Origin of the sequence: Sphingomonas sp. (assembly GCF_019242355.1) — a bacterium.
Taxonomy (GTDB): domain Bacteria; phylum Pseudomonadota; class Alphaproteobacteria; order Sphingomonadales; family Sphingomonadaceae; genus Sphingomicrobium.
The window spans coordinates 1-21719 of the sequence record NZ_JAFAVR010000141.1 but is presented as its reverse complement, the minus strand read 5'-3'; the positions used below and the strand labels follow the sequence as shown (position 1 = coordinate 21719).

The 21719-nt window shown below is 64.8% G+C and carries 27 protein-coding genes and 1 pseudogene; 3 read left to right on the top strand and 25 right to left on the bottom strand.

Annotated elements, in window-relative coordinates:
- Nucleotides 1–2: 2 nt before the first annotated feature.
- From trbK-alt to JOZ79_RS07000, 8 genes are all read right to left on the bottom strand, one after another.
- Nucleotides 3–320: a putative entry exclusion protein TrbK-alt gene (gene trbK-alt, locus JOZ79_RS07035; protein ID WP_294072469.1), complete on the bottom strand. Its 318-nt coding sequence runs from the start codon at nucleotides 318–320 to the stop codon at nucleotides 3–5.
- Complete coding sequence (trbJ, locus tag JOZ79_RS07030) at nucleotides 320–1057, bottom strand: P-type conjugative transfer protein TrbJ (RefSeq protein WP_294072466.1); 738 nt, start codon at nucleotides 1055–1057, stop codon at nucleotides 320–322. Before trbJ ends, trbK-alt begins: the two co-directional genes overlap by 1 nt.
- Complete coding sequence (trbE, locus tag JOZ79_RS07025) at nucleotides 1054–3486, bottom strand: conjugal transfer protein TrbE (RefSeq protein WP_294072463.1); 2433 nt, start codon at nucleotides 3484–3486, stop codon at nucleotides 1054–1056. The genes trbJ and trbE overlap by 4 nt, the downstream gene beginning before the upstream one ends.
- A gap of 9 nt (nucleotides 3487–3495) precedes the next feature.
- Nucleotides 3496–3765, bottom strand: a complete 270-nt coding sequence (locus JOZ79_RS07020) for a VirB3 family type IV secretion system protein (RefSeq protein WP_294072498.1) — start codon at nucleotides 3763–3765, stop codon at nucleotides 3496–3498.
- Nucleotides 3765–4088, bottom strand: coding sequence for a TrbC/VirB2 family protein (locus JOZ79_RS07015; protein WP_294072460.1), 324 nt, complete (start codon nucleotides 4086–4088; stop codon nucleotides 3765–3767). The genes JOZ79_RS07020 and JOZ79_RS07015 overlap by 1 nt, the downstream gene beginning before the upstream one ends.
- Nucleotides 4088–5005, bottom strand: a complete 918-nt coding sequence (gene trbB, locus JOZ79_RS07010; protein ID WP_294072457.1) for a P-type conjugative transfer ATPase TrbB — start codon at nucleotides 5003–5005, stop codon at nucleotides 4088–4090. The genes JOZ79_RS07015 and trbB overlap by 1 nt, the downstream gene beginning before the upstream one ends.
- Before the next feature lie 378 nt (nucleotides 5006–5383).
- Complete coding sequence (locus JOZ79_RS07005) at nucleotides 5384–6424, bottom strand: phosphotransferase (RefSeq protein ID WP_294072454.1); 1041 nt, start codon at nucleotides 6422–6424, stop codon at nucleotides 5384–5386.
- A 40-nt stretch (nucleotides 6425–6464) separates the two neighbouring features.
- On the bottom strand, nucleotides 6465–7256 hold the full coding sequence (locus JOZ79_RS07000; RefSeq protein WP_294072451.1) for a dienelactone hydrolase family protein: 792 nt from the start codon (nucleotides 7254–7256) through the stop codon (nucleotides 6465–6467).
- Nucleotides 7257–7541: 285 nt separating this feature from the next.
- Between JOZ79_RS07000 and JOZ79_RS06995 the strand changes: the two genes are divergently transcribed.
- Nucleotides 7542–8390, top strand: coding sequence for an aminoglycoside 6-adenylyltransferase (locus tag JOZ79_RS06995; protein ID WP_294072448.1), 849 nt, complete (start codon nucleotides 7542–7544; stop codon nucleotides 8388–8390).
- Between the two features lie 256 nt (nucleotides 8391–8646).
- Here the strand turns inward: JOZ79_RS06995 and JOZ79_RS06990 are convergent, their stop codons facing one another.
- Complete coding sequence (locus tag JOZ79_RS06990) at nucleotides 8647–9198, bottom strand: GNAT family N-acetyltransferase (RefSeq protein ID WP_294072445.1); 552 nt, start codon at nucleotides 9196–9198, stop codon at nucleotides 8647–8649.
- Between the two features lie 200 nt (nucleotides 9199–9398).
- Here JOZ79_RS06990 and JOZ79_RS06985 point away from each other — a divergent pair.
- A pseudogene (locus JOZ79_RS06985) lies at nucleotides 9399–9757 on the top strand (transposase); the annotation flags it as partial.
- Nucleotides 9758–9993: 236 nt separating this feature from the next.
- Here JOZ79_RS06985 and JOZ79_RS06980 read toward each other — a convergent pair.
- Both JOZ79_RS06980 and JOZ79_RS06975 read right to left on the bottom strand, forming a co-directional pair.
- On the bottom strand, nucleotides 9994–10353 hold the full coding sequence (locus tag JOZ79_RS06980) for a CopG family transcriptional regulator (RefSeq protein WP_366514802.1): 360 nt from the start codon (nucleotides 10351–10353) through the stop codon (nucleotides 9994–9996).
- A 79-nt stretch (nucleotides 10354–10432) separates the two neighbouring features.
- On the bottom strand, nucleotides 10433–12418 hold the full coding sequence (locus JOZ79_RS06975) for a conjugal transfer protein TraG (protein ID WP_294072440.1): 1986 nt from the start codon (nucleotides 12416–12418) through the stop codon (nucleotides 10433–10435).
- Between the two features lie 203 nt (nucleotides 12419–12621).
- Between JOZ79_RS06975 and JOZ79_RS06970 the strand changes: the two genes are divergently transcribed.
- Nucleotides 12622–13017: an MAPEG family protein gene (locus JOZ79_RS06970; protein ID WP_294072437.1), complete on the top strand. Its 396-nt coding sequence runs from the start codon at nucleotides 12622–12624 to the stop codon at nucleotides 13015–13017.
- On the opposite strand, the gene JOZ79_RS06965 is transcribed toward JOZ79_RS06970, so the two are convergent.
- The 14 genes from JOZ79_RS06965 to JOZ79_RS06905 all read right to left on the bottom strand — a co-directional run.
- Entirely contained in the window at nucleotides 13014–14765 is a 1752-nt protein-coding gene (locus tag JOZ79_RS06965) for a DUF3363 domain-containing protein (RefSeq protein WP_294072435.1), read from the bottom strand. The genes JOZ79_RS06970 and JOZ79_RS06965 overlap by 4 nt on opposite strands.
- A 247-nt stretch (nucleotides 14766–15012) precedes the next feature.
- Complete coding sequence (locus tag JOZ79_RS06960; protein ID WP_294072432.1) at nucleotides 15013–15693, bottom strand: lytic transglycosylase domain-containing protein; 681 nt, start codon at nucleotides 15691–15693, stop codon at nucleotides 15013–15015.
- Nucleotides 15694–15854: 161 nt separating this feature from the next.
- Entirely contained in the window at nucleotides 15855–16367 is a 513-nt protein-coding gene (gene traF, locus JOZ79_RS06955) for a conjugative transfer signal peptidase TraF (protein WP_294072429.1), read from the bottom strand.
- Nucleotides 16364–16870: a DUF2840 domain-containing protein gene (locus tag JOZ79_RS06950; protein ID WP_294072426.1), complete on the bottom strand. Its 507-nt coding sequence runs from the start codon at nucleotides 16868–16870 to the stop codon at nucleotides 16364–16366. Before JOZ79_RS06950 ends, traF begins: the two co-directional genes overlap by 4 nt.
- Entirely contained in the window at nucleotides 16867–17121 is a 255-nt protein-coding gene (locus JOZ79_RS06945; RefSeq protein WP_294072423.1) for a hypothetical protein, read from the bottom strand. Before JOZ79_RS06945 ends, JOZ79_RS06950 begins: the two co-directional genes overlap by 4 nt.
- On the bottom strand, nucleotides 17118–17756 hold the full coding sequence (parA, locus tag JOZ79_RS06940) for a ParA family partition ATPase (RefSeq protein WP_294072420.1): 639 nt from the start codon (nucleotides 17754–17756) through the stop codon (nucleotides 17118–17120). Before parA ends, JOZ79_RS06945 begins: the two co-directional genes overlap by 4 nt.
- Complete coding sequence (locus tag JOZ79_RS06935) at nucleotides 17753–18811, bottom strand: replication initiator protein A (RefSeq protein WP_294072417.1); 1059 nt, start codon at nucleotides 18809–18811, stop codon at nucleotides 17753–17755. The genes parA and JOZ79_RS06935 overlap by 4 nt, the downstream gene beginning before the upstream one ends.
- Nucleotides 18812–18819: 8 nt before the next feature.
- Entirely contained in the window at nucleotides 18820–19104 is a 285-nt protein-coding gene (locus JOZ79_RS06930; protein ID WP_294072414.1) for a helix-turn-helix domain-containing protein, read from the bottom strand.
- Nucleotides 19105–19226: 122 nt separating this feature from the next.
- Complete coding sequence (locus tag JOZ79_RS06925) at nucleotides 19227–19739, bottom strand: DUF2285 domain-containing protein (protein ID WP_294072495.1); 513 nt, start codon at nucleotides 19737–19739, stop codon at nucleotides 19227–19229.
- Complete coding sequence (locus JOZ79_RS14135; RefSeq protein ID WP_366514801.1) at nucleotides 19684–20001, bottom strand: DUF6499 domain-containing protein; 318 nt, start codon at nucleotides 19999–20001, stop codon at nucleotides 19684–19686. Before JOZ79_RS14135 ends, JOZ79_RS06925 begins: the two co-directional genes overlap by 56 nt.
- A 121-nt stretch (nucleotides 20002–20122) precedes the next feature.
- The gene (locus JOZ79_RS06920) at nucleotides 20123–20401 is read right to left on the bottom strand and encodes a DUF2285 domain-containing protein (protein WP_294072492.1); all 279 of its coding nucleotides are present in this window, start codon (nucleotides 20399–20401) and stop codon (nucleotides 20123–20125) included.
- A 56-nt stretch (nucleotides 20402–20457) separates the two neighbouring features.
- On the bottom strand, nucleotides 20458–20730 hold the full coding sequence (locus tag JOZ79_RS06915; protein WP_294072411.1) for an XRE family transcriptional regulator: 273 nt from the start codon (nucleotides 20728–20730) through the stop codon (nucleotides 20458–20460).
- 69 nt (nucleotides 20731–20799) lie between these two features.
- A complete protein-coding gene (locus JOZ79_RS06910) occupies nucleotides 20800–21315 on the bottom strand; it encodes a hypothetical protein (RefSeq protein ID WP_294072408.1) in 516 nt (171 codons plus the stop codon).
- Between the two features lie 92 nt (nucleotides 21316–21407).
- Nucleotides 21408–21719: DUF736 domain-containing protein (locus JOZ79_RS06905; RefSeq protein ID WP_294072405.1), on the bottom strand; the 312-nt coding region annotated here is incomplete at its 5' end.

Here is a 21719-nt window from a genome sequence, read left to right as displayed (position 1 = left end):
GCTTACCTGCCGGAGGATTTCGGCGAAGCGGCCAGCGGGGTCGCGGCGCCTCGCGGTGGCGGATAGGTGAAGAAGCGGCGCCGGCTCTCCGCCCAGGCGGCTTCGCAGTTCGCGTCATCCTTCGCCTGTGTCGCGAGGACCTGACACCGCTGGAGCTCTTCGGCGAGCGGATCGGAGCCCGCGGCAGGGCTGACATGCAGTGCCTGAAAGCGCGGCTCGCTTGTCCTAAAATGGAGCGCGGCGGCGATGATCGCGGCGCCGACCAGTGAGAAGCCCACGGCGCGCCCGATCGCGGGCATGTTGAGAAGACGGCCGCGCATCAGTGAAACATCTCCGCGGAGCCGGGCTGGTAGCCGGCGCCGTAGTTGAGGAAGTTCGTAAACTCGGCGGAGCTCTGGTTCTGGTCCGTGGCCTTGGCCGCTGCGACGAGGGCTTGGGCCCTGCCGTTGGCGGATTCCAGCGCGATGAGATCGGCGAGCTGCTGGGAGATCTGGACGAGGAGCTGGTTGTTCACCTGCGCCGCTTGCAACGCTCCCGTGGCCGACTGGCTGGACGCGCCGAGCGACGTCACCGTGGTTCGGGAAGTGGAGATGTTGCCCACCACGGTCGCCTGCATTTTCAAGGCGTCTTGCAAGCCCGCGACAGAGTTCTGCCAGCGCTGCTGCGCCTGGGCGATCATCTGCTGTTCGCTGAGATTGAGGTTGATCGCGCCGTAGCTGGTGGTGAAGGCCTGGTTGATGCTGGCGACCGAGTAGGCGATGCGCTGAGCCTGGGCGATGAGCTGCTCGGTGCGCTGGATCTGGCTGGTGATGGTCGAGACCAGAGAATACGGCAGGCTTGCTAGGTTCCTGGCTTGGTTGATCAGCGAGGTCGTCTGGTTCTCGATCTGCTGGATCTGGTTGTTGATCTGCTGCAGTTCGCGCGCCGCGGTCAGGACGTTCTGGACGTAATTCTGGGGATCGAACACGATCCATTGCGCCTGGGCCGGAATGGCGGCGGCGAACACCAGCCCCGCCGCGCCGGCAGCGAGAGTTGCGCGAAGACGACGGTGGCTCATCGGGAGGTCTCCTGTTGCGGGGTGAGCATGTCGGCCGCCCAGGCGAGGTCCTTGCGGCGCAGCCAGGCGGCGGCGAATCCGTCGCGGCCATGGGCGGCGACGAGTTCGGCAATGGCGGTCTGGTCGGACTTGGAAGAGGCAGCGGTGAAGGCGAGCGCGACTTCTGAGAGCCCCAGCTCGAACAAGCGATTGCCGCGGCGGGATTGGCAGTAGTAGTCGCGTTTTGGGATCGAACGGCTCAGGATCTCGATCTGCCGGTCGTTGAGGCCGAAGCGCCGATAGATCGTAGCGATCTGCGGCTCGAGTGCGCGCTCGTTCGGCAGGAAGATGCGGGTCGGGCAGCTCTCGATGATGGCCGGCGCGATGGCGCTGCCATCGATGTCGGCGAGTGATTGCGTGGCGAAGATGACCGAGGCGTTCTTTTTCCTCAGCGTCTTCAGCCACTCGCGCAGCTGGCCGGAGAAGCCGTTGTCGTCGAGCGCCAGCCAGCCCTCGTCGACGATAAGCAAGGTCGGGCGGCCGTCGAACCGATCCTCGATGCGGTGGAACAGGTAGGAGAGGACGGCGGGCGCCGCGCCGGCCCCGATCAAGCCTTCCGTCTCGAAGGCTTGGACTTCGGCTTCGCCAAGACGCTCGCTTTCCGCATCGAGCAGGCGGCCCCAAGGGCCAGCCACCGTATAGGGTTGCAGCGCCTGCTTCAGCGCATTCGATTGCAACAGAACCGAAAGGCCCGTCATGGTCCGCTCCGCAAAGGGGGCGGAAGCGAGCGAGGTCAGGGCTGACCATAGGTGCTCCTTCAGGTCCGGCGTGATGGTGACGGACTCGCGAGCGAGCAGTGTCGCAACCCATTCGGACGCCCAGGCGCGCTCGCCGGCGGCGTCGATCCTTGCGAGCGGCTGCAAGGCGACAGGCTCGGCCACGTCATCGGCTAGCGCGCCGCCGAGATCGTGCCAGTCCCCGCCCATGGCGAGCGCCGCGGCCCGGATCGAGCCGCCGAAGTCGAAGGCGAAGACCTGGGCGCCGGCGTAGCGGCGGAACTGCAGCGCCATCAGCGCCAGGAGCACACTCTTGCCGGCGCCGGTCGGTCCGACAATCAGCGTGTGGCCGACATCGCCGACATGCAGCGAGAACCGGAACGGGGTCGAGCCTTCCGTCTTCGCGAAAAAGAGTGGCGGCGCCTTGAAATGTTCATCCCGTTCCGGCCCGGCCCACACCGCGGAGAACGGCATCAGGTGCGCTAGATTCAACGTCGAGACTGGCGGCTGGCGCACGTTCGCGTAGACGTGGCCTGGCAAGCTGCCGAGCCAGGCCTCGATCGCGTTCACCGTCTCGCGCATGCAGGTGAAGTCGCGGCCCTGGATCGTCTTCTCGACCAGCCGAAGCCGCTCGTCGGCGAGGCGGCCATCCTCGTCCCAGACGGTGATCGTGGCGGTGACGTAGGCCTCGCCGACCAGATCGGTGCCAAGCTCCTGGAGGGCCGCGTCGGCGTCGAGCGCCTTGTTGGCGGCATCGCTGTCCATCAGGACCGATGCTTCGTTGGTCATGACTTCCTTGAGGATCGCCATGATCGACTTGCGCTTGGCGAACCATTGGCGCCGGATCCTGCCGAGCAGCTTTGTCGCGTCGGTCTTGTCCATGCAGATCGCGCGCGTCGACCAGCGGTAAGGAAAGGCGAGACGGTTGAGATCGTCGAGCAAGCCGGGCCAGGTCTGGGACGGGAAGCCCATGATGGTGAGCGTGCGCAGGTGCGCGCCGCCGAGCCGGGGCTGGAGACCGCCAGTCAGGTCTTCGTCCACCAGGATGGCGTCGAGATACATCGGCGTTTCGGGCACTCGGACGCGCTGGCGCCGGGTCGATACGCAAGAATGCAAGTAGGTCAGGGTCTCGCCGTCATCGAGCCATTCGGACTCCGGCATGAATCCCTCGACCAGAGCGAGCACGCGATCGGTCCGATCGATGAACCCTTCCAGGGCCGCGCGCCAATCGGCGCCGTTATGGGCTCGGTTCTCATAGAGCCAGGCCTCGGCGCGCGCGGCGTCGTCGGCCGGTGGCAGCCAGAGCAGTGTCAAAAAATAGCGGCTCTCGAAATGCGCGCCCTGCTCTTCGAACTGAGCCCGCCGTTCGGCATCGACCAGGCGCGAGGCTGCATCGGGAAACGGCGTATCGGGATAGCTGTGGGCAGGCTGACGCTGCGCCTCGATGAAAATCGCCCAGCCCGATCCCAATCGTCGCAGCGCGTTGTTGAGCCGCGAGGTGATCGCGACCAGCTCAGCGGGCGTGGCGGAGTCGAGGTCGGGTCCACGGAACTTCGCGGTCCGCTGGAACGAGCCATCCTTGTTCAGGATGACGCCTTCACCGACCAGCGCGACCCAGGGTAGGAAATCGGCGAGGCTTTCGGAACGACGGCGGTATTCGGCGAGGTTCATCATCGGAGAGCCTCACGCGACCAGATGTTGCGGATAGCGAAGGTGGCGGCGCACGACATCGACGAAAGCCGGATCGCGCTTGGCGGCCCAGACGGCGGCCAGATGGCCGATCAGCCAGATCGCCCCGCCGACGATCCAGAGCCGCAAGCCAAGTCCGACCGCAGCGGCGAGCGTGCCGTTGACGATAGCGACCGCGCGCGGCGCGCCGCCGAGCAGGATCGGTTCGGTCAGCGCGCGATGGACGGGCGCGTAAAAGCCGGTGATGGGTGCGTCCTGCTCCATCACACGAGCACTCCACCGCCGAACTGGAAGAACGACAGGAAGAAACTCGACGCCGCGAAGGCAATCGACAGGCCGAAGACGATCTGGATCAGCCGGCGGAAGCCGCCTGAGGTTTCGCCGAACGCCAGCGTGAGACCGGTGATGACGATGATGATCACCGATACGACCTTGGCGACGGGACCCTGAACCGACTCCAGGATCTGGTTGAGCGGCTGCTCCCAGGGCATGTTGGAGCCGGCGGCGTAGGCCGGCGCGGTGGCGAGCGCGACAAAGGCGAAAGCCGAAGCCGTGGCGAGTGCACGGCGGGCTCGGTTGAGCAGCATCACGGTTCTCCTGCGGGGATGAGGACGTAGTCGCCGGTCGGGCCGAGGCCCTCGACCGTGGCCAGCTCGGTGAGCCGGCGCGCGGAGCCGCGGCCGGCGAGGACCGCGATGAGGTCGATGGTCTCGGCGATCAGTGCGCGAGGGACCGTGATTACGGCTTCCTGAATGAGCTGCTCGAGGCGCCGCAGCGCGCCGATCGCTGAGCCGGCATGAAGGGTTCCGACACCACCGGGATGACCCGTCCCCCACGCCTTCAGTAGGTCGAGCGCCTCCGCGCCGCGCACCTCGCCGATGGGAATGCGATCGGGACGAAGCCGCAGCGACGAACGGACGAGATCGGAGAGCGAAGCGGCGCCATCCCTTGTGCGAAGCGCGACCAGGTTCGGCGCCGCGCACTGCAGCTCGCGCGTATCCTCGATCAGCACGACGCGGTCGCCGGTCTTGGCGACCTCTGCAAGGAGAGCGTTGACCAGCGTGGTCTTGCCGGTCGAGGTGCCGCCGGCAACGAGCACGTTCTTGCGCTCGCGCACCGCGATACGCAGCAACTTGCCCTCCGTCGCCGACATGATGCCGGAGCCGATGTAGTCGTCGAGTGTGAAGACGGCGACGGCAGGGCGGCGGATGGCGAAGCACGGTGCGGCCACCACCGGCGGCACTAGGCCCTCGAACCGCTCCCCGCTTTCCGGTAACTCCGCCGAAACCCTGGGGCTGCCGGCATGGACCTCGACGCCGACATGATGGGCGACGAGGCGGACGATGCGCTCGGCGTCGGCCGGCGTGACACGACAGCCAGTATCTTCGAGGCCGCCGGAGAGCCGGTCGATCCAAAGCCGGCCATCTGGATTCAGCATCACTTCGACGATGCTCAGATCTTCGAGATAAGCAGAGATCGCTGGGCCGAGCGCGGTGCGGAGCATGCGGGCGCCGCGGGCGAAAGCTTCAGATCGGAATGAGATCGTCGTCACAAGAGCCCCGCAAGGTTGCCTCAACTCAGAGGCGGATGTCAGCGGGGTTAATTAGAAAGAGCCTGAAATGGGTCTTCGCAACAAGGAAGATGAGGCAGGAGGGCTCTAGGATAGAAAGACAGGCGAGAGAGAGGTCGGACAATGATGCCGATTGTCCAGATGGCGACTATTCAGGATGAGACCGATTGGTCCCTTTTTGGTACCGGATGATAAATCCCCGACCTTCGGTTTAACGCGGGGTAAGGCCGAGAACAGACATCCATGTCATGAGGAGCGCATCGCCACTTCGAGCCGCCATGCAGCAACACTCTGCCGAGCAAAAAGTGAAATCTACACCTCGAAGAGATCGTCGCGACTGTTCCAAACGAGGTGCTGGAAGGTGCCCGGCATTTCACGCTCATCCCGGCCAGCCGCATGCCCGCATCTTGCCGTGTAGGCGCTTGCGTAGGCAAAGCAAGCACCGCACGATCGCCGCTCTTCGGCTGAGAACACCTTGCCTCTCGCCCGTTCGTAGTCCTCGATGAACGCGCGAGCCTCGTCTCGGCTCGGAGCCTGGCGATTGTCACCTTGAGACCAATCGGCGCAGAAGCCGTGCGCGGTGGTGCCAATCAGTGCGGGTTCGAGCTCACAACACAGACTATCCCAATCGAATGCTATTACGGGGGTGTTGCCCTTAAAGCGGACATGCTCCGCCCGCCAATCGCCGTGACCAATCACGCGGTTTCCCGCCGGCATCATTTGCGCTCGCGCGCGTTTAGCAACTTCATCGATCCATTCGGCCTCTTTGGCATTAGCAGAAAAGCCGAACAGCTTACTATGGGGTGCCGGCCACAACGTGACGCCCGGGGACTCGAGCAGGCTGGCCTCCAACGACGTCGACGCGACAAGTGAACCGCAGGCTCGGACAATGGCATGCAAGCCTTTCGCCAGGGCGCTTCGGATTTGCGGAAGGTGCGCGTCGGCCTTGCTGCCGACGTCGGTAAACGGCTCCACAATCGCGTATCCTCGACCGATCGGAAGCGGTCCCGCAAACACTTTGGTCGCAAAAAGGTTTAGGTCCGCCAAATACGATTGTAGATGCACCACTTCGGCAAGGAATTGGCGCGATCGCTCAGGCTGATGCGCTTTGATCACCACCGAGCGGCCGTCGTCAAGAACAATGCCGGTAACGCTACCGATGCTGGATTGGTGAAACAGACCCCGGGCAATCCGCGAGCCGAGATTTTGCTCGCAAAACCGAGCGAGAATTCCCGCGATGCAATGTGCGTCAGCGCTCTCGAAAATCGCGAGTTCAACAAACGGAGGCGACGGCTCCCATTCCCGCAAATGGGCGGCGATGACAGTGGCAACATCCTCGTATCCTGCATTCATTCGAAGTCTCCGAGGCAGGCCAATGTAAATGATGCCTCTGTCAATGTTGCGTGATGAGCCGCTGGTCGAAGAAACGGCGGGCCTCAATCAGGGAATCGGCCAGCGCTGCCGGGTCTTGCCCGGCATAGTGTCCGGCGTAGAAGTGCGGCGGGCGCGACGAATCAAAGCCGTGGAGGGCGCCAGGATAGACCTTCAACTGCAGCACATGCCCGTTTGTCTGCACCTCATCGCGCCATTTGGCGCAACGGTCCGGCGGGGTCCAATCGTCGGCACTACCGATCAGGATCAGCGTGTCGGTTTCGAGCGGCCGGCCAGGCGGGTCAAGCGGGTCACAACCGGGGTAGAAGGCGACGGCCGCAGCGAAAGCCGGTTCGTTCCGCCGGCGGACGAGTCCGGCAAGCACCGCCTTCAGCACCGCCCACCCGCCATGCGAAAAGCCGATTACCCCGACTCGCTGGGCGTGCACCTGCGGCGCCGCCCGCAGATAGGCGGCACCATCGAAGGCGTTGCGTGCCTGTGCTTCCGGCGGCACCAGCAGTCCCCGATTACATATGTTCCGAAAGCCGCGTGGACCGAAGCTGTCGATCAGCAGCGCAGCGTATCCCCAATCGGCAAGGCGCTGCGCCCACTGGCGATAGTGCGGCTGGATCCCATCACAGCCATGCAGCACGACCACTGCCCCCACTGGAGCGGCCGCGGCCGGGAGGTACAGCTCGGCCGGTGCGCCGCTCAGCGGCGGTCCTACCTGAGCCGGGTCAATGCCCTGCGCGGCTACTTCGCATGCGGCGCAGCATAGTGTCACGCAGAGAATAAGGCTGGAACACAGCTTCATCGAGACCAGCTCTTCGTCCGAAACTACGCTGCGGGCCAGTGCAGAATATCTGCCGAAACCGCCGACCCGGTTTTAGATCTGGCCGAGGCCAGCTCATCAAGATCGTTGTGATCCTGATCGGCCGCGCAACGCGGCCGTCGCCCCTGTATTGCACACTCGACTCGATGACATAGGGGCGCTCGTCATTCTAAACTAGGTCGTGTACCTGTAAACTCGGCGGCGTCACGTGACTTGTGATTAGGTCTTCGGACGCGGACGAGCTTTTCGGAAGCAGAGGAGAAGGCGATGGATGACCTACTGCGTCGTCTCGTGGCGTTTGCTAAGGGCGACGAGAACATCCGGGCGGTGCTTTTGGGGGGGTCGCGGGCGGACCCTCGTGGGATAATAGATGAGTGGAGCGATTATGACGTGGCGTTTGTGACGCGCTCCAATGAGCCTTATTTACGGGCGGAGTGGTTCGCAGGTTTCGTCTCGCAGTTCGGAGAGGTCGCCTTGGCGCAGACGCCTGATGATCCGGCGCTGTTCGACGATGCACACGATCCTTTGGAACACTACGCTTATCTGACGCAGTACGCGGATGGGTTACGGATGGATCTCACGTTCGAGACGGTTGCTTACGTGCGGGGCGTGACGCTCGACAGTGCCACCGCCGTGCTGGTCGACAAGGATGGACAGTTCGCCCACGTCGACCCAAGTGATCGCGATTATTGGGTCAAGCTTCCTGGTGGCAGAGCGTTCCACGGGTGTTGCAACGAGTTCTGGTGGACGGCGCCTTATGTAGCCAAGGCGGTCGCGCGTGGGCAGGCGATCGCGGCACTCGAGTCGCTGGACAAAGTTGTCCGACCCCAGTTTGCACGGATGCTGACGTGGCTCGCCGGAGCGAACGGAGGGCCGGCAACTACCGTGGGGAAATACGGCACCGATGTTGGTGCGCACGTACCGGCCGAATTGTATGGTGCTCTACTCGCTAGTTACCCACGAGCTGACTTGGCGGAGATTCGTTTTGCCTTGGACGAGTTAGTCCGTGCATTTCCAAGCTTGGCACAAGGGGTCGCAAATGCACTGGGCCACGTCTACGACGCTCATGAGGGAGAACGGGCGATTGCTTTTTTGGCTTCCAACTTCCGAGTTTAACGGCCCTTGGGTGTCGCCCTGATCTGCGAGGCTTTGCTGCATTTCTATCCACCTCTCACGCCGGGTGGGGGTCAAACCTCGTTGCCAGAAGTATTTGTCCAGCCTCAATAACCGGCAATCCCGTTGTCTTCTCGAGCTCTCTCGCGAAGGCCGATCCTCCTGCGCCCCCTCTGCCTAGAATGACGACGCGCTGCATAGGATGCCGTCCAGTGGCGCGGAAGACCGTTCAATGTTCGGTCGATTTCGTCTTTGTGTGTCAACGTCTCCGCGCCGAAATGTTCGCAAGTTCGCGCCAGACGTAAGCGACCTCGGGCAGCACAAAGTCGGGGCGCGCTTCCTCCTTCTCGGCCCAAACGGTTCCGCCGAGACGTTCATAAAAGCGACGGGCGGCCAGATTGTCTCGCGCGACCCACAGGCTTGCGCCCGCCACACCACAGTCGGCGAGAAAACGCGCCATCGCAATCATCAGAGCGGTTCCAACGCCTTGCTGTTGCGCCCCAGGGGCGACGTAAACGCAGAAGAACTCGCCAGGGAATGGCAGTGCGGGCGTCCGCTGCGGCCCGCAATGGCCGAGCCCAGCAATCCCGCCCTTCGATGCGCCGACTAGGATGGTCTCATTTGGTCCCGCCGTCGCGAGCGACTGCGCCCAGCGCCGTGCTCGCTCGTCAACTCCAATCGCATCCAACGCGCGATCGGGGATGAGGCCCGCATAGGCCCGGCGCGAGGCCGCGATGTGTAGTCGCGCCATCTGCTCCACGTCCCCAATAACCGCCCGCCGTACGTGCAGCCCCGACACATGCTCGTTCATACCACTTAGATAGGGCCTTCCCGCCTCCGGTTGAAGCGGGGCGATTTAGCGTCCGCTCAGGGTCATTTTCGACGGTTTCAGCGGAAATTGTCGGCTGGCTGATGTCCACTTCTACTCCGTAAACATTCAACCGGGGCCTGCCTGGAAGCGATGCGTCTGGCCAGACCGCCGTGCTTCAAACTCCCAAATTGGGCGCTCGAATCATGCGCTACGAACTCGCCGAGTATGAATGGATTGCCATCAAGCCAATGCTGCCGAACAAGTCGCGTGGCGTTCCACGGGTTGAGGACGGCCGTATCCTCAATGGCATCTTCTGGGTCTTGCGATCAGGAGCACCCCGGCGCGATCTGCTCGAGGCGTTTGGTCCGTACACCACCTGCTACAACCGATTTGCTAGGTGGCGGCGGCTGGCGTTTGGAGTCGCACCATCGACGCACTTGTCGGTGCCCAAGATACCGCTATCCAGATGATCGATAACTCCGTTGTCCGCGTGCATCAGCATGGAGCCTGCATCACGAGGAACCAGCGTCAGTCGATGGGAAGGTCGCGCGGCGGCTTGGGACGTGGTCGACAGCCTTCCTCGTGCGGTCGCGCTTGGCCTCGTGCCCGCACCGAAGCCGCAGTCGGCATCCAAATCTCCCTGAAGCACCAAATGCGGGGCTCTTGTTGGTTCCGATCACGGCAACGCCCCTGTGGCGGCAGCTGTGGAGAATTAGTTGAAACGGACCGCGCTTACCAAATATTCGAGAACTTCGAAGGCCGATTCTCGATCGCGAGAGGAAATACGAGACACCGCTATCGGGGCTCGGGGTCGCTCTGCGGCGCGGTCGCTTCGATGTCGCAACTGATTTCTTCCGCAAGCTTACGGCCGCGCGCGAGGCGCCTACGGAGGGCTTCAATAAACCCGTCGTAACGCTCGCGCCCCTTGGCCTGTGCTGCAGCCAGCGCAGTGTCTGGCAGCGCTGGCGTACTGGTCAGCCAGAAGCGCACGAACACCGCTAGGGCCTCGTTGGAGATGGTCACATAGCGCTCGATAAGCTCCATCTGTCGGACCATGCGATCGAGCCGGCGGGCCAGTGCAGCTTCCAGCCGATCGGCGCCGTCGGGCGACAAATGCGAGGCGAGCGCCGCCTCGACGACAAGCGCCTGCGGCACGCGCTTGCGGGCTGCATAGTCCGCGAGTTTCGTGGCGAGGTCGGGCGGTAGGCGAAATGTATGTTTGGTCCGCACGGAGTCACATCTGCATGTCATCGCCGGGGTCGAGCGAGACCTGGCGCGCGACCGTTCTCGAGGCGCGCTGCATGATGCGCTGGCGCTGAACTTCGTCGTCCGGCTCGTCATCGATCGGATCGAACTCGTGAACCGGCTTTTTCGGCTCCGGCACGATCTCCTCGTGCTCTGGCAATTCGGGTTCGCGCCGAATGCCGGCATTGGCAGGGTCCTCGGCGGCAGACTCGGATGGCGCCTCGACGACCCGGTCGGCCCAATCATCTTGATGCGCGGTCAAACGATCTGCCCCGATCGGCGGCGATGTCGATTTGGTCAATGTCGGCGGTTTAAGAATACGCGTCTGCAACTCCGGGTCCTCGAAATAGCGCGCTTTCTTCGCCCGAATTGGAGCGCAGCCGGAGACCAGGACCAGTTCGTCGTCGGGCGGAAGCTGCATCACTTCGCCAGCGGTCAAGAGCGGCCGCGCCGTCTCCTGTCGGGAAATCATCAGGTGCCCAAGCCAAGGGCTCAGCCGGCTCCCTGCGTAGTTCTTCATTGCCCGTAATTCGGTCGCCGTGCCGAGCGCATCGGATACGCGCTTGGCCGTTCGTTCGTCGTTGGTCGCGAAGCTTACCCGCACATGGCAGTTGTCGAGGATCGAGTTGTTCTGCCCGTAGGCTTTCTCGATTTGGTTCAGGCTCTGGGCGATCAGGAAACTCTTCAGTCCGTAGCCGGCCATGAACGCCAAAGCAGACTCGAAGAAATCGAGGCGGCCGAGCGCGGGGAACTCGTCGAGCATGAGTAGCAGCCGATGCCGGCGGCGTTTCGATTCCAGCTCTTCTGTCAGGCGCCGGCCGATCTGGTTGAGGATCAGCCGCACCAGCGGTTTGGTCCGGCTGATGTCGGACGGCGGAACGACGAGATAGAGCGTTGTGGGTCTATCTGCCTCGATGAGGTCGCGGATCCGCCAGTCGCAGCGCCGCGTGACCGCGGCAACGACCGGATCGCGATAGAGCCCGAGAAACGACATGGCCGTCGACAGGACGCCCGATCGTTCGTTCTCACTCTTGTTCAAGAGCTCCCGTGCCGCGCTGGCGACGACGGGATGCACGTCCTTTTGCCCGAGATGCGGCGTCGTCATCATGGCGCGGAGCGTCGTCTCGATGGGGCGCTTCGGGTCGGAGAGAAAGTTGGCGACGCCGGCGAGGGTCTTGTCAGTCTCGGCATAGAGGACGTGCAGGATCGTGCCGACGAGCAGCGCGTGGCTGGTCTTCTCCCAGTGGTTCCGCTTTTCCAGCGCCCCTTCGGGATCGACGAGCACGTCCGCTATGTTCTGGACGTCGCGGACTTCCCATTCGCCGCGACGCACCTCGAGGAGCGGATTGTAGGCGGCGCTCTGAATGTTGGTCGGATCGAACAGGAGCGCTCGCCCGAACCGTGCCCGCCAGCCGGCGGTCAAACCCCAATTCTCGCCTTTGATGTCATGGACGATCGCCGAGCCCGGCCAGGTGAGCAGCGTCGGCACCACCAGACCGACGCCCTTGCCCGAGCGCGTCGGCGCGAAGCACAACACATGCTCCGGACCATGATGGCGGAGATAGGTGCCGTGCCATCGGCCCAACAGCACGCCGTCGGGATGGAGAAGCCCCGTCTTGCGGATCTCGCGCGCCTCCGCCCAGCGAGCGGAGCCGTAGGTCGTCACCTTCTTCACTTCTCGAGCGCGCCACACGGACATGGTGACCGCCACGATGAAGGCCGCGACGCCACCAGCCCCCGCGATGAAGCCGCCGGTGACGAAGATCTCGTGGGCATAGGCGTCGTACGCGAACCACCACCAGAAGAAGGCGGGCGGCTGATAAACCGGCCACCCGAACAGGGTGAACCAGTGCTGGCCGAGCCGTGGCTGGAACGCGAGCTGCCAAGCCGTCCATTCCGTGGCTGTCCAGACAAAGCCCAGCGTAGTCGCGCAAACGGCGAGGATTTGCAGCCAAAGGATCTTCGTGGGATTCATATTGGCGGCAGATCAGGCCGCTGGGTGCCACGTTCGCAAGCCCGAACTACAACGCATCCAAAGCCTGGATACACTGGCGCAGAAATCGGATGGTTTCCCAAACGTCCGCCAAGCCGGTTTTGCTTCGCTGCCGCGGGCGGAAAGCCGCTCGGCGGCCGACCTCGCTAGGTTGCTTGAGGAATAGGAAGAATGGATAAAGGTGCATGAGCCTAGAACTTGCGATGCTGGTGGCGAGTTGTGCGTTCTGTCTCGTTCAGATCGTCGTCGCCTCGCATGCGGGTAGTCATCAAAGAGGATATCGGTGGACAGCCAGTGCTCGGGATTCGGAAGTCCCGGCGCTCACTGGTGTCGCCGGGCGTCTCGAACGGGCGCTCCGAAACTTCCTGGAAACGTTTCCGGTCTTTGTAGCGGCCGTTCTCCTCGTCCACCTGCTCGGGCGCGAGGGCGCGCTGAGCAAGTGGGGGGCCGTTCTCTACTTTTCAGCGAGGCTCGTCTACCTGCCGCTCTATGCAGCTGGTGTTCCTGTAGTCCGTTCGCTTGTGTGGAATGTTGCCTTCGTCGGCATTGTTCTTCTTCTGATCGCGGCGGTCTGGTTCTAGAGCCCGAGGCCCCGCTTTCGGCCGAGGCTCCATTCTAGGTTGCCCGCGGGCATCATGACTCCGCGCACCTCGCGCCCAAGCTCCTTCTCCAGAGCCGGCCGCCAGGGCACGAGCTGGAAACCGAGCCCGTCATCGATCATGGCGAAGCGGCCAGAGGCGAGCGTCACCCGCTGCCGATAGACGCCCGAAACATGCTCGCCTTCGGTCGCTGGCTGGTAGGCGAGACCCGTCTCGACGGACAACTTCGCCGCGGCGTCTTCCAGCTCCCGCCGTCGCAGCGTGGCGAGCAGATCGCGCGCGAAAAGGACACGCTGTCCTTGCCGTCGGGCGAGCCCTTCCTCGGCGAGATGATCGACACGCGCCTCCATGGCGTCGCGGACCTGAGCACCGAATCCACCGCCGCTCAGCGGCGGGTCCTTGGCGAGGAGCTGGCGGTCGAGCCAAGTCGCGCCGGACGCGGTCACCTGCGCCTCGATTGAAAGGTCGGAACGGGTAGCGAGTGACAGGCGGCGCCGGCCGTTCGCATCGTCATAGGCTCGCGCCTCGACGATGGCGCCGGCGAGCGCATCGCCGGTCAACTCGATGTCGTTGAACCGGAGATGATGGGTGCGTCCGTCGATGCCCGCGACGATCGCATAGGCCGATCCCTTGAGTTCGTCGTGGAGGCCGCGCTCGACGAGCTTGCCCAACACCGGCTCGGAGAGCTCCTCGCCGTGTAGAGCGAAAGTGCTCACGTCCGGTTCGTGTCCACCGGCGCTCATGGCCTGGTGCATGGTCTTGATGATGTCGCCACGGACGCCGAGCTGGCGTAGCGTCTGCTCCAGCCCCGGCTTCAGCGTCCAACAGGCGGGACCGACCGGATCGGCCAAGCCGAGCCGTTCGAGCTTGGCAGCACGGCCGAGCAGCAGCCGACGAAGCTCGGGATCCTCGGCGTTCGGCCCGGGTCTCAAGTCGGCGACGCCGCCATAGTCGTCCGCGATGTCGCGCAATGCGCGGTCGAGGCTGGTCCAGCGCTCCGATTCCACCTCGCGCTCGAGGGCCGTGCGGATCTCCTGCTGGCTGCGGGGTCCGAGCTCCAGCGTGACGCGCTCCGCGGCGCGATCGCGGAAGCCGCGGCTGATATATTCGCGGCTGATGACTAGGTCCCGGCCGTCGTCGGCGCGACCCCGGATGAGGACGTGGATGTGCGGGTTATCCGTGTTCCAGTGATCGACCGCGACCCAGTCGAGTTGGGTGCCGAGATCCTTCTCGACGTCGCGCATCAGCTCGCGGGTGAATGTCTTGAGGTCGCCGATTTTGGCCGCATCCTCGGGCGAGATGATGAAGCGGAAGTGGTGCCGGTCATCCTCGCACCGTTCGGCGAAGGCACGCTCATCGGCTGTGTCGGACGCAGCATCGAACATGCGCGCGTCCTCGCCGTCACGTGTCACGCCCTCGCGCTTGAGGTAGGCGATGTGCTTGGGCAGCGGCGCTGAACGGAAGCGAGCCCCCTGGTGACGCACGACACGCGCTTTCATTACGACGCGCCGGGCATTCGATCGCAGCCGGATCGAGACCGCCGCCCGGCGGCCGCGGCCGAAGCGGGACCGGCTCCGGCCCTGGCTCGATCGGAAGCTGTTGCCGACATGCCCGGCCTTCTTCGCGGCCCGCATCACCTCGCCGACAAAGGTCTGCGGGCGCTTGCCGCCGCGATTGCCGTGATGGATGCGCCCAGGCCGGACGCGCAGGTCGTCATCGCGCGTCGTCATAGCCCGACGTCCTGGGGCGATCTGTGGCGACGGCGCTCGGACGCTTGAAATCTTTGGACTATTTGGTAAAAGCGCCAGCAGGGTATGTTGGAGATGTTGGCAAATTCCTCAATCTTCCCAACCACATGCGCCGGACCGAGGGCCGGCCTTTTCCCTTGCCGTCCGTGGGTTGGGTTCCTGTGCTGACGGGCTGCCCTACACAAACCTCTCCCGCAGCCCTCCACGACCCGCTGATGGCCGGCCGAGTTCATTGCGGCCGACCCCGCTTCGACAGGGCCACGAACAGATCTTGGGACTGCGGCGCAAGTCCGGTCCAATCCTGCGCTGGGTGACCTGTGGGTGGACGTGCCGACGGTGTGCCAGGCGTCGTCGTCTTGTCGGCCGGAGGGCTGCTCTGGCGCACTGGAAAAAGCGACGCCTCGGTCCAGGATTTGACGACGGCGGCGAGAAGGACCGTGTCGTCGTCCGCAGGTCCGCCGACGATCGGCGCGAGACGGACGAGATAGGCGCGCGTCTCGGCGGGTAGCGGCCGCCCGGTCGCGAGGTGGTCTTCCCAGCGTGCAGGACCGGCATTGTAGGCCGCGAGGAAACCGGGAATGCCGTACCGATCGTGCAGCTCGCGGAGATACGCCGCACCCGCGAGAATGTTGTCGCGCGCATCGTACGGATCGGCGCCCAGACCGTAGCGCTGACGCAAGCCGGCCCAGGTCTCGGGCATGATCTGCATGAGGCCCATGGCGCCTCTGGACGAGACCGCACGCACGTCGCCGAAGCTCTCCACGCGCATCACGGCACGTATCCACGCCGCCGGAATGCCGAAGCGCTGGGCCGCTTCAGCGACGAAAGCGGCGAAGGGTGCGTGAGGCGAAGCCACCGCCGAGGAGCGAACCTGTGCGGGCTCGGCGCGGGCCGGATGGCAGCCGAGCACTGCCAGAATCGCAAATGCGATGCACGCCGAAATGCGGAGGGCGCGACGACAGCGATTGGCTGGCTCGCCGACAATCGGGACGACGACGGCCGGAAGGGAGGAAGGGTCTTGGCGGGACGAGTGCGGAAGATCGGCGGTCGATGGACGGTGGTGCGGCACGATCAGTCCTCCTGGCGCGTCCAGAGGGGATCGGCCCGGCCGACGATGGTGCTGGCGGGCAGCGGACCGAAGTAGCGGCCGTCGAAGGAGTCCTCGGACTGCCAGTTCATGAGGAAGACATCATCGCCGGCGACGACGCGGCAGCCCTGCCAGACGGGCAGTGGCCGGCCACGACTGTCATGCTCAAGCGCCTCGCCCATGGCGACGCCATCGACAGTGATCGCGCGATCCGTGCGGCAGACGGTCTGTCCCGGCAGGGCGAGGATGCGCTTCAGCATCGGCACGCCCTTCGCGAGGTAGCGGCGCTGATCGAGGAAGCTCGCGAGCGGCGCCGGCGGCCGCACGACCACGAGTTCGGTGACATGCAGCGCGCCAGCGGGATGAATGACGTAGAGTCCGATCGGCACGCTGGCGCTGGCGTTCCAGATGAATTTCGGCGAGACGGGAAAGATCGCCGCGCCGCAGAATCCCAGCAGCGCGAAATACGTCGTCATGACGTAGCCGAAGCGCGTCATGACAGCACGCTCCGCCGCAGGAGCCAGGCGCGATGCTGGTCACGGCTGTAGGGATGCGGCTCGTATCCGGCGCCGAGGCGATTATGGACGTGCCGCCAATGGTCGGGCGCCGCGTCGGCCGGATCGATGCCGAGCGCCTCGACAGCGTCGATCGCCGCGAACACACGTTCGACCTTGGGCCAGCCGCTGATGCGCAGCAGGATCTCGCCGCCGGGACGGACGAAAGGCAGTGTCTGATAGGCTTCGCCCGGCGCGACCGCGCGCACGATGTCGATGCGCGAGACGACGGTGCCGTAATCGTTGGCAGCCCAGCGAACGAAGGCGAAAATCGTGTTCGGCGAGAAGGTGAGAACGCGGCGGCGGCGGTCGATGATCGTCTCGCCGACATCGCGGCCGAACCTGATCCAGTGCTCGACGCGCTTTTCGAGCCAGGTGAGTTCGACGGCCGTGAGGGCGTCGGGCGAACACGGCGCTGCCTGCGTGAAGGCGGGGTTCGCCATCATGTCTGTCCTCCATCGATTGCGGGGAATTCGCGGGCGAGCAGGTCGCGCAGCATGTCCGCGACGGTCTGGCCGCGCTGGAAGGCCGTGATCTTGATCCGGCCCCGCAGCTCCGGCGTCACATCGATGGTGAGCCGGGCGGTGTAGAGATCGCCTGTGCCGGGCGGCGCAGCCGAAGGCTCGGGCGTGCGGACCCACGCATCGGGATCGGCCGGCCGAGCGGCAAAGCGGCGATTTGACGGGCGCGCGCTCATCGCATCACCCGATCGACTTCCGCGGCCAGGGCGGAGACCTCGCGCGCGGCGCGGCATGCCGCATCGACGTCGAAGACGAGGCGTCCGGTGCGCGCGGAGTCCGCGAAAGCGACGCGCTGGCCGATACGAGAGGTGAGCACGGGCGGATCGTGATCGGCGAGGCCGTCGGCGGTTTCGCGGGCGATCACTGTGCGCGCCGCGCAGCGGTTGAGCACGAAACGCGCGACAAGCTGCGGGCGGAAGATGCGCGCTTCCTGTAGCAGCTTCAGCATCTCGGCGGAGCCCCAGCCGTCAAAGGGAGACGGTTGCGCGGGGATCAGTACGAGGTCGGCGGCGAGCAAGGCCGAGCGCAGCAGGCCAGCGACGCGCGGCGGCCCATCGATGACCACGTGGTCGGCGTCGCGGGCGAGCTCCGGCGCTTCCCGGTGGAGGGTGTCGCGCGCTAGGCCGATCACGCCGAAGAGACGCGGCACGGCCTCCTTGGCGCGCTGCGCGGACCAGTCGAGGGCCGATCCTTGCGGATCGGCGTCGATGACCGTGACGCGTTTTCCTTGGGCCGCCCAGGCGCCGGCCAGGTGCAGGGCGAGCGTTGTCTTGCCGACGCCGCCTTTCTGGTTGAGGAGCGCGACGATCACCGCCGCTCCTCCTTCCCGGCTTTTCCACGGCCGAGCGCGCCGCCAACTACAGAAGAGTTAGATTCTTCGTTAGATTCTAAGTTAGGCGGCGCGGAAGCATCTGATTGGCCTGACGAAAATGCAGTTTCCGGTTCCTGATAGCACGAGGATGCGGTTCCTGATGGCACGTGTCTCGCGGTTCCGGATAGCACGACCGCGTCCACAGCTTGTCCACAGGACCCTGTGGACAAGGAAGCGGTGCTGACGAAGACGAGCAGCTCGCGACCGCCGCTCGCGCGATCGACGCCGAGGCGATAGCCTGGCAAGGGCTGGCGGCGCGCGATGTCGCGCAGTTCGAAGGCGAAGCGCTTGAACGGCGAAAGGCTCGCCGACTTGGCATGAAGATGTCGGAAATCGAACCGCCAGCCTGCCGGCTGCTTGCCGGCGTGCTTGCGTACGAGGCGGTAGAGCCAGCGCTCCAGTCCGCCCGTCAGCGCGAAATATGCGCGGTCGATCGTCAGCACGAGCGCGTCGTCAAGGACGGCGCGATAGAACCAGTCCGGCACGATGAGATCGACGCCGGCGGCGTTACCGTGTGCGTCCGCGTGCTCGGTCCACTCGTTGATCCAGGAGAAGCGGTGCATGCGCCGCTCGCTCGCCTGGCGCAGCGAGGTGGCGACCGTGGTGGACTGCAAGCGGTCGAACGCGGCCTTCAGGCGATGATAGTCGCGCGCGCTGGTGCCGCGGCCGATGAACGTCAGAATCTCGTACGGGGTGGCGGCCATCAGGCGCGATGTGCGCACACCGGAATCGCGCGCCTGGACGATTTGCGATGCGGCCCAGATCAGGACATCGGCGTCCCAGATGGTGGCCATGCCATGCTCGGGAACGGCTTCGACGCGGATGGCGATGTCGTTCATCCGGTAGTCGATCGGTGTCGTGCGGTGCGTCTTCGCGAGCGAGAAGAACGGATAGGCCATGAGGTCCTGCGCATCGCGTGGCGCGAGGTCGCCCGGCAGCGCCCGAAACAATTCGAGCTGCTCGCGTTCGGAGCGTGTGCGGTGGCGCGCCATCATGGATGGCGTCAGCGGCGCGGCTGGCGGGCTTGTTCAAGTTCAGCGGCGGTGTGGCGGCGCGCGGGCAGCACAACGACTTTGCCGGGATCGGACGTCGACGCCTTGGCGGCGGCGTCGACCCACGCCTGCAGGTCCTCGACGCGATAGACGACGCGGCCACCGAGCTTGGAATAGCGCGGGCCGGTGCCGTAGATGCGGTGCTTCTCGAGTGTGCGGATGGAGAGGCCGACGAAGCGGGAGGCCTCGGGCGTGCGCAGGTAGCGCGGCGGCAAGCCTGCGAGATTGGTGGACATGGGATATCTCCGTGATCGTGTCAGGGGCAGCCGAATGGCGGCGGCTCGGCGATCACGGTGGCGGATAGGTTTGGCTCAGGGGGATGGTGATGTCGAAGGGTGGTCAGATCGCCACCCCGGCGCTATCGCCGGCCACGGTAGGGATGCAGCAGCAGCCGGAAATAGCCGCCTTCCATCAGGCTGAAGCCGTACCGGACCAGGCGGATCGTGCGATCGCGAAGATCGTGCGTCTGCCAGGCGCGGCTCGTGAGGCCGCCAAGGGCGAAGAGGACTTCTGCGATCTCGCGGTAGCTTGCCTTATCGAGCCGACCGTCGAGCGCACGCAGGGCGAGCAGGAGTCTATCTCGGCGTGCCCGCGACAGCGCCGCCGGATTCGCGCCGGGAGCGCGCCCGGCCAGAGCGCGCCAGAGGCGAAGCGCCGAGTTGGCGCGGACCTCGAAAAGGCGGTCGAGCGGCAGGACGACGCAAGGCGCATGACCCTCCAGGGTCTCGACGACATGCAGGCGGAACAGATGTCCGCGCCGTTCGATCAGGCGCTCAGGCCCCGCTTCGGCAAGGGCGGGACCGAGAGATGAGGCGTCAGCGCGCTGGTTTGGATCGGTGGGATCGGGCGGGAGCCGGGTCAGAGGGACCACACTCGGCAAGCACGCTGCCGTCCATAGCGGGTGGCGAACACCTCCGCCGTGCGCGGGCTTCGCGAAATCGCACCCCCCAGCGCCGTGCGAAGGCGTTTAGGTCATCGGCGCTGAGAGGACCATTCTCACCGGCCAGTTCGAGCCTTTTACGATCATGCTCGAAGGCGGGATTGCGGCTGAGAAATTCCCAAGCAAACCCAGGCGCATCTAGCGAACGCAGGTCCTCATAGGCTGCCGGCGAACGCCACTCGGCACGAGGCATGAACTATCACTCCTCCATTCGACACGCTCGTCGGCGTCTGATGGAAGATTCGATTGCCGGAGCTGGAATCGCTACGGGCGGGTTTCGCAACGGGCGTTGCCGCCGCGGCAAGGAACCAAACTCAGTGGGGGGCGCCACCGCGCAGAAGGTGGCGGTAGCCGTGCTCCGTCATCCAGTGGGCGCGCGCCAAATGCGTTTCCCAGGCACGCCGAGCCCGGGCTGGCTCGGATGCGGGATCGATGTGCAATACGAGCTTCGCCACTTCCTGCCAGTCCGCGCCTTCAGTGTCGGCGTCGAGCAGACGCAGATAGGTGACGAGGTGCTGCTCATCGTAGCCCGTGAGGATGCCGTCGGTTGGCGCGGCGTCTGCGACAAAGGGGTCGAGCGGTGGCGTTTGCATCAAGCGCGAATCCATCGAGGTCGGTCGGTGTCCATGTTCTGCGAGGGTAGCAACGTTCAGGTTCGAACGCGCGATGCTCGGCGCGCAGGGGCAGCGGGCGGCTCGTTGAGAAGCATGACACCGCGCCCACGATCTGACTCAACGAACAGGATGCCAACGGCTTCGAGCGCCCGGCGGACCTGATCGCGCGTTCCCTCGTGCACCGGGAGGCCGCGTTCGGACTCCATGCGTTTGAGCGCGGTCAGCGCCACGAGGGCTTTCTCGGCGAGCATTTCCTGCTTCCAATTCAGCAAGGCTCGCGCCGCCCGAACTTGTCGGCCGGTGATCATCCATGATCACCTCCGACAGTCGATCTACGCGCACCAGGAAAACGACTATAATAGTCGTTATCGGACGGTTCAACGACGCTGATGACCCTGATTCCGGTGTCCGGTAGGGTCGTTTAGGCAGAAATCCGAGCCGACTGATTCGGCCGCCGGAAAGCACTCCTCTGCGAGCCGCAGCGGCGAGACTAGGCCTATCCCGGGCATGTTTTCGGCGCGGGCGCCCGGAGGAGGACATGCCCGCACGCGTTCGGCGATGGCGTGAATGACAGTCTCATAGGGTGATGGTTTGAGGATTACCGGGATGTCCGGATGCGATCGCTGCAAATCGGCGGGAAGGCCCAGGCCCGTGAACACCACCAGCGGAACGGATTTGTCGCACAGGGCGCGCGCAACGGGCGTGACGGGGCCGTCGAGGAGATTGCCGTCGAGGATCGCCCCGTCCGGATGTTCGTCGAGCAGGGCGAGAGCTTCGACGTTCGTCCGGGCGGGCCCGAGAGCGGTCCCGCGATGATCGGCGATCATCCGGACGAGTTCTGCGGCGATCCAATCATTGTCCTCAGCGACGAGGATTCGCTTTCCGCTCAACATGGCTGTCATCTCGTGCAGGGAGGCCGTAGAGCTGCTGGGCTACGCGAAAGCCCCGCCCAGGAGACCCGGGCGGGGCATCGGGGAGATCCGACTCAGTCGCCGTTGCGCTTGCTGGGGCGCGACCAGATGAGGGTGTAGCCTTCGCCGTCCTCGTCATCGAACAGGTTGGCAAAGATCGGCGCGTTGAAGGACGGATCGTCGAGCTTGAGCGAGAGATAGTCGCGGCCCTCGTTGGAGCGCTTCGACCAGGCGGCGCCGATCTCGGCCCGGCCCACATACACGCGGTGGCTGGGAGCGTTGTCGTTGGAGCGGTTGGTTTCCGGCACGATCCGGACGCCCTTGGTCTGGAGGCTCAGGGTGACGATCTCGCCCTGGAAGTCGCTGCCGACCTTCTTGAAAGAACC

Bases quoted from the DNA above. Each gene is read 5' to 3' on its own strand.
- trbK-alt (WP_294072469.1), bottom strand. From the start codon at position 320: ATGCGCGGCCGTCTTCTCAACATGCCCGCGATCGGGCGCGCCGTGGGC.
- trbJ (WP_294072466.1), bottom strand. From the start codon at position 1,057: ATGAGCCACCGTCGTCTTCGCGCAACTCTCGCTGCCGGCGCGGCGGGG.
- trbE (WP_294072463.1), bottom strand. From the start codon at position 3,486: ATGATGAACCTCGCCGAATACCGCCGTCGTTCCGAAAGCCTCGCCGAT.
- JOZ79_RS07020 (WP_294072498.1), bottom strand. From the start codon at position 3,765: ATGGAGCAGGACGCACCCATCACCGGCTTTTACGCGCCCGTCCATCGC.
- JOZ79_RS07015 (WP_294072460.1), bottom strand. From the start codon at position 4,088: ATGCTGCTCAACCGAGCCCGCCGTGCACTCGCCACGGCTTCGGCTTTC.
- trbB (WP_294072457.1), bottom strand. From the start codon at position 5,005: ATGCTCCGCACCGCGCTCGGCCCAGCGATCTCTGCTTATCTCGAAGAT.
- JOZ79_RS07005 (WP_294072454.1), bottom strand. From the start codon at position 6,424: ATGAATGCAGGATACGAGGATGTTGCCACTGTCATCGCCGCCCATTTG.
- JOZ79_RS07000 (WP_294072451.1), bottom strand. From the start codon at position 7,256: ATGAAGCTGTGTTCCAGCCTTATTCTCTGCGTGACACTATGCTGCGCC.
- JOZ79_RS06995 (WP_294072448.1), top strand. From the start codon at position 7,542: ATGGATGACCTACTGCGTCGTCTCGTGGCGTTTGCTAAGGGCGACGAG.
- JOZ79_RS06990 (WP_294072445.1), bottom strand. From the start codon at position 9,198: ATGAACGAGCATGTGTCGGGGCTGCACGTACGGCGGGCGGTTATTGGG.
- JOZ79_RS06975 (WP_294072440.1), bottom strand. From the start codon at position 12,418: ATGAATCCCACGAAGATCCTTTGGCTGCAAATCCTCGCCGTTTGCGCG.
- JOZ79_RS06970 (WP_294072437.1), top strand. From the start codon at position 12,622: ATGAGCCTAGAACTTGCGATGCTGGTGGCGAGTTGTGCGTTCTGTCTC.
- JOZ79_RS06965 (WP_294072435.1), bottom strand. From the start codon at position 14,765: ATGACGACGCGCGATGACGACCTGCGCGTCCGGCCTGGGCGCATCCAT.
- traF (WP_294072429.1), bottom strand. From the start codon at position 16,367: ATGACGCGCTTCGGCTACGTCATGACGACGTATTTCGCGCTGCTGGGA.
- JOZ79_RS06950 (WP_294072426.1), bottom strand. From the start codon at position 16,870: ATGATGGCGAACCCCGCCTTCACGCAGGCAGCGCCGTGTTCGCCCGAC.
- JOZ79_RS06945 (WP_294072423.1), bottom strand. From the start codon at position 17,121: ATGAGCGCGCGCCCGTCAAATCGCCGCTTTGCCGCTCGGCCGGCCGAT.
- JOZ79_RS06935 (WP_294072417.1), bottom strand. From the start codon at position 18,811: ATGATGGCGCGCCACCGCACACGCTCCGAACGCGAGCAGCTCGAATTG.
- JOZ79_RS06930 (WP_294072414.1), bottom strand. From the start codon at position 19,104: ATGTCCACCAATCTCGCAGGCTTGCCGCCGCGCTACCTGCGCACGCCC.
- JOZ79_RS14135 (WP_366514801.1), bottom strand. From the start codon at position 20,001: ATGCCTCGTGCCGAGTGGCGTTCGCCGGCAGCCTATGAGGACCTGCGT.
- JOZ79_RS06920 (WP_294072492.1), bottom strand. From the start codon at position 20,401: ATGCAAACGCCACCGCTCGACCCCTTTGTCGCAGACGCCGCGCCAACC.
- JOZ79_RS06915 (WP_294072411.1), bottom strand. From the start codon at position 20,730: ATGATCACCGGCCGACAAGTTCGGGCGGCGCGAGCCTTGCTGAATTGG.
- JOZ79_RS06910 (WP_294072408.1), bottom strand. From the start codon at position 21,315: ATGTTGAGCGGAAAGCGAATCCTCGTCGCTGAGGACAATGATTGGATC.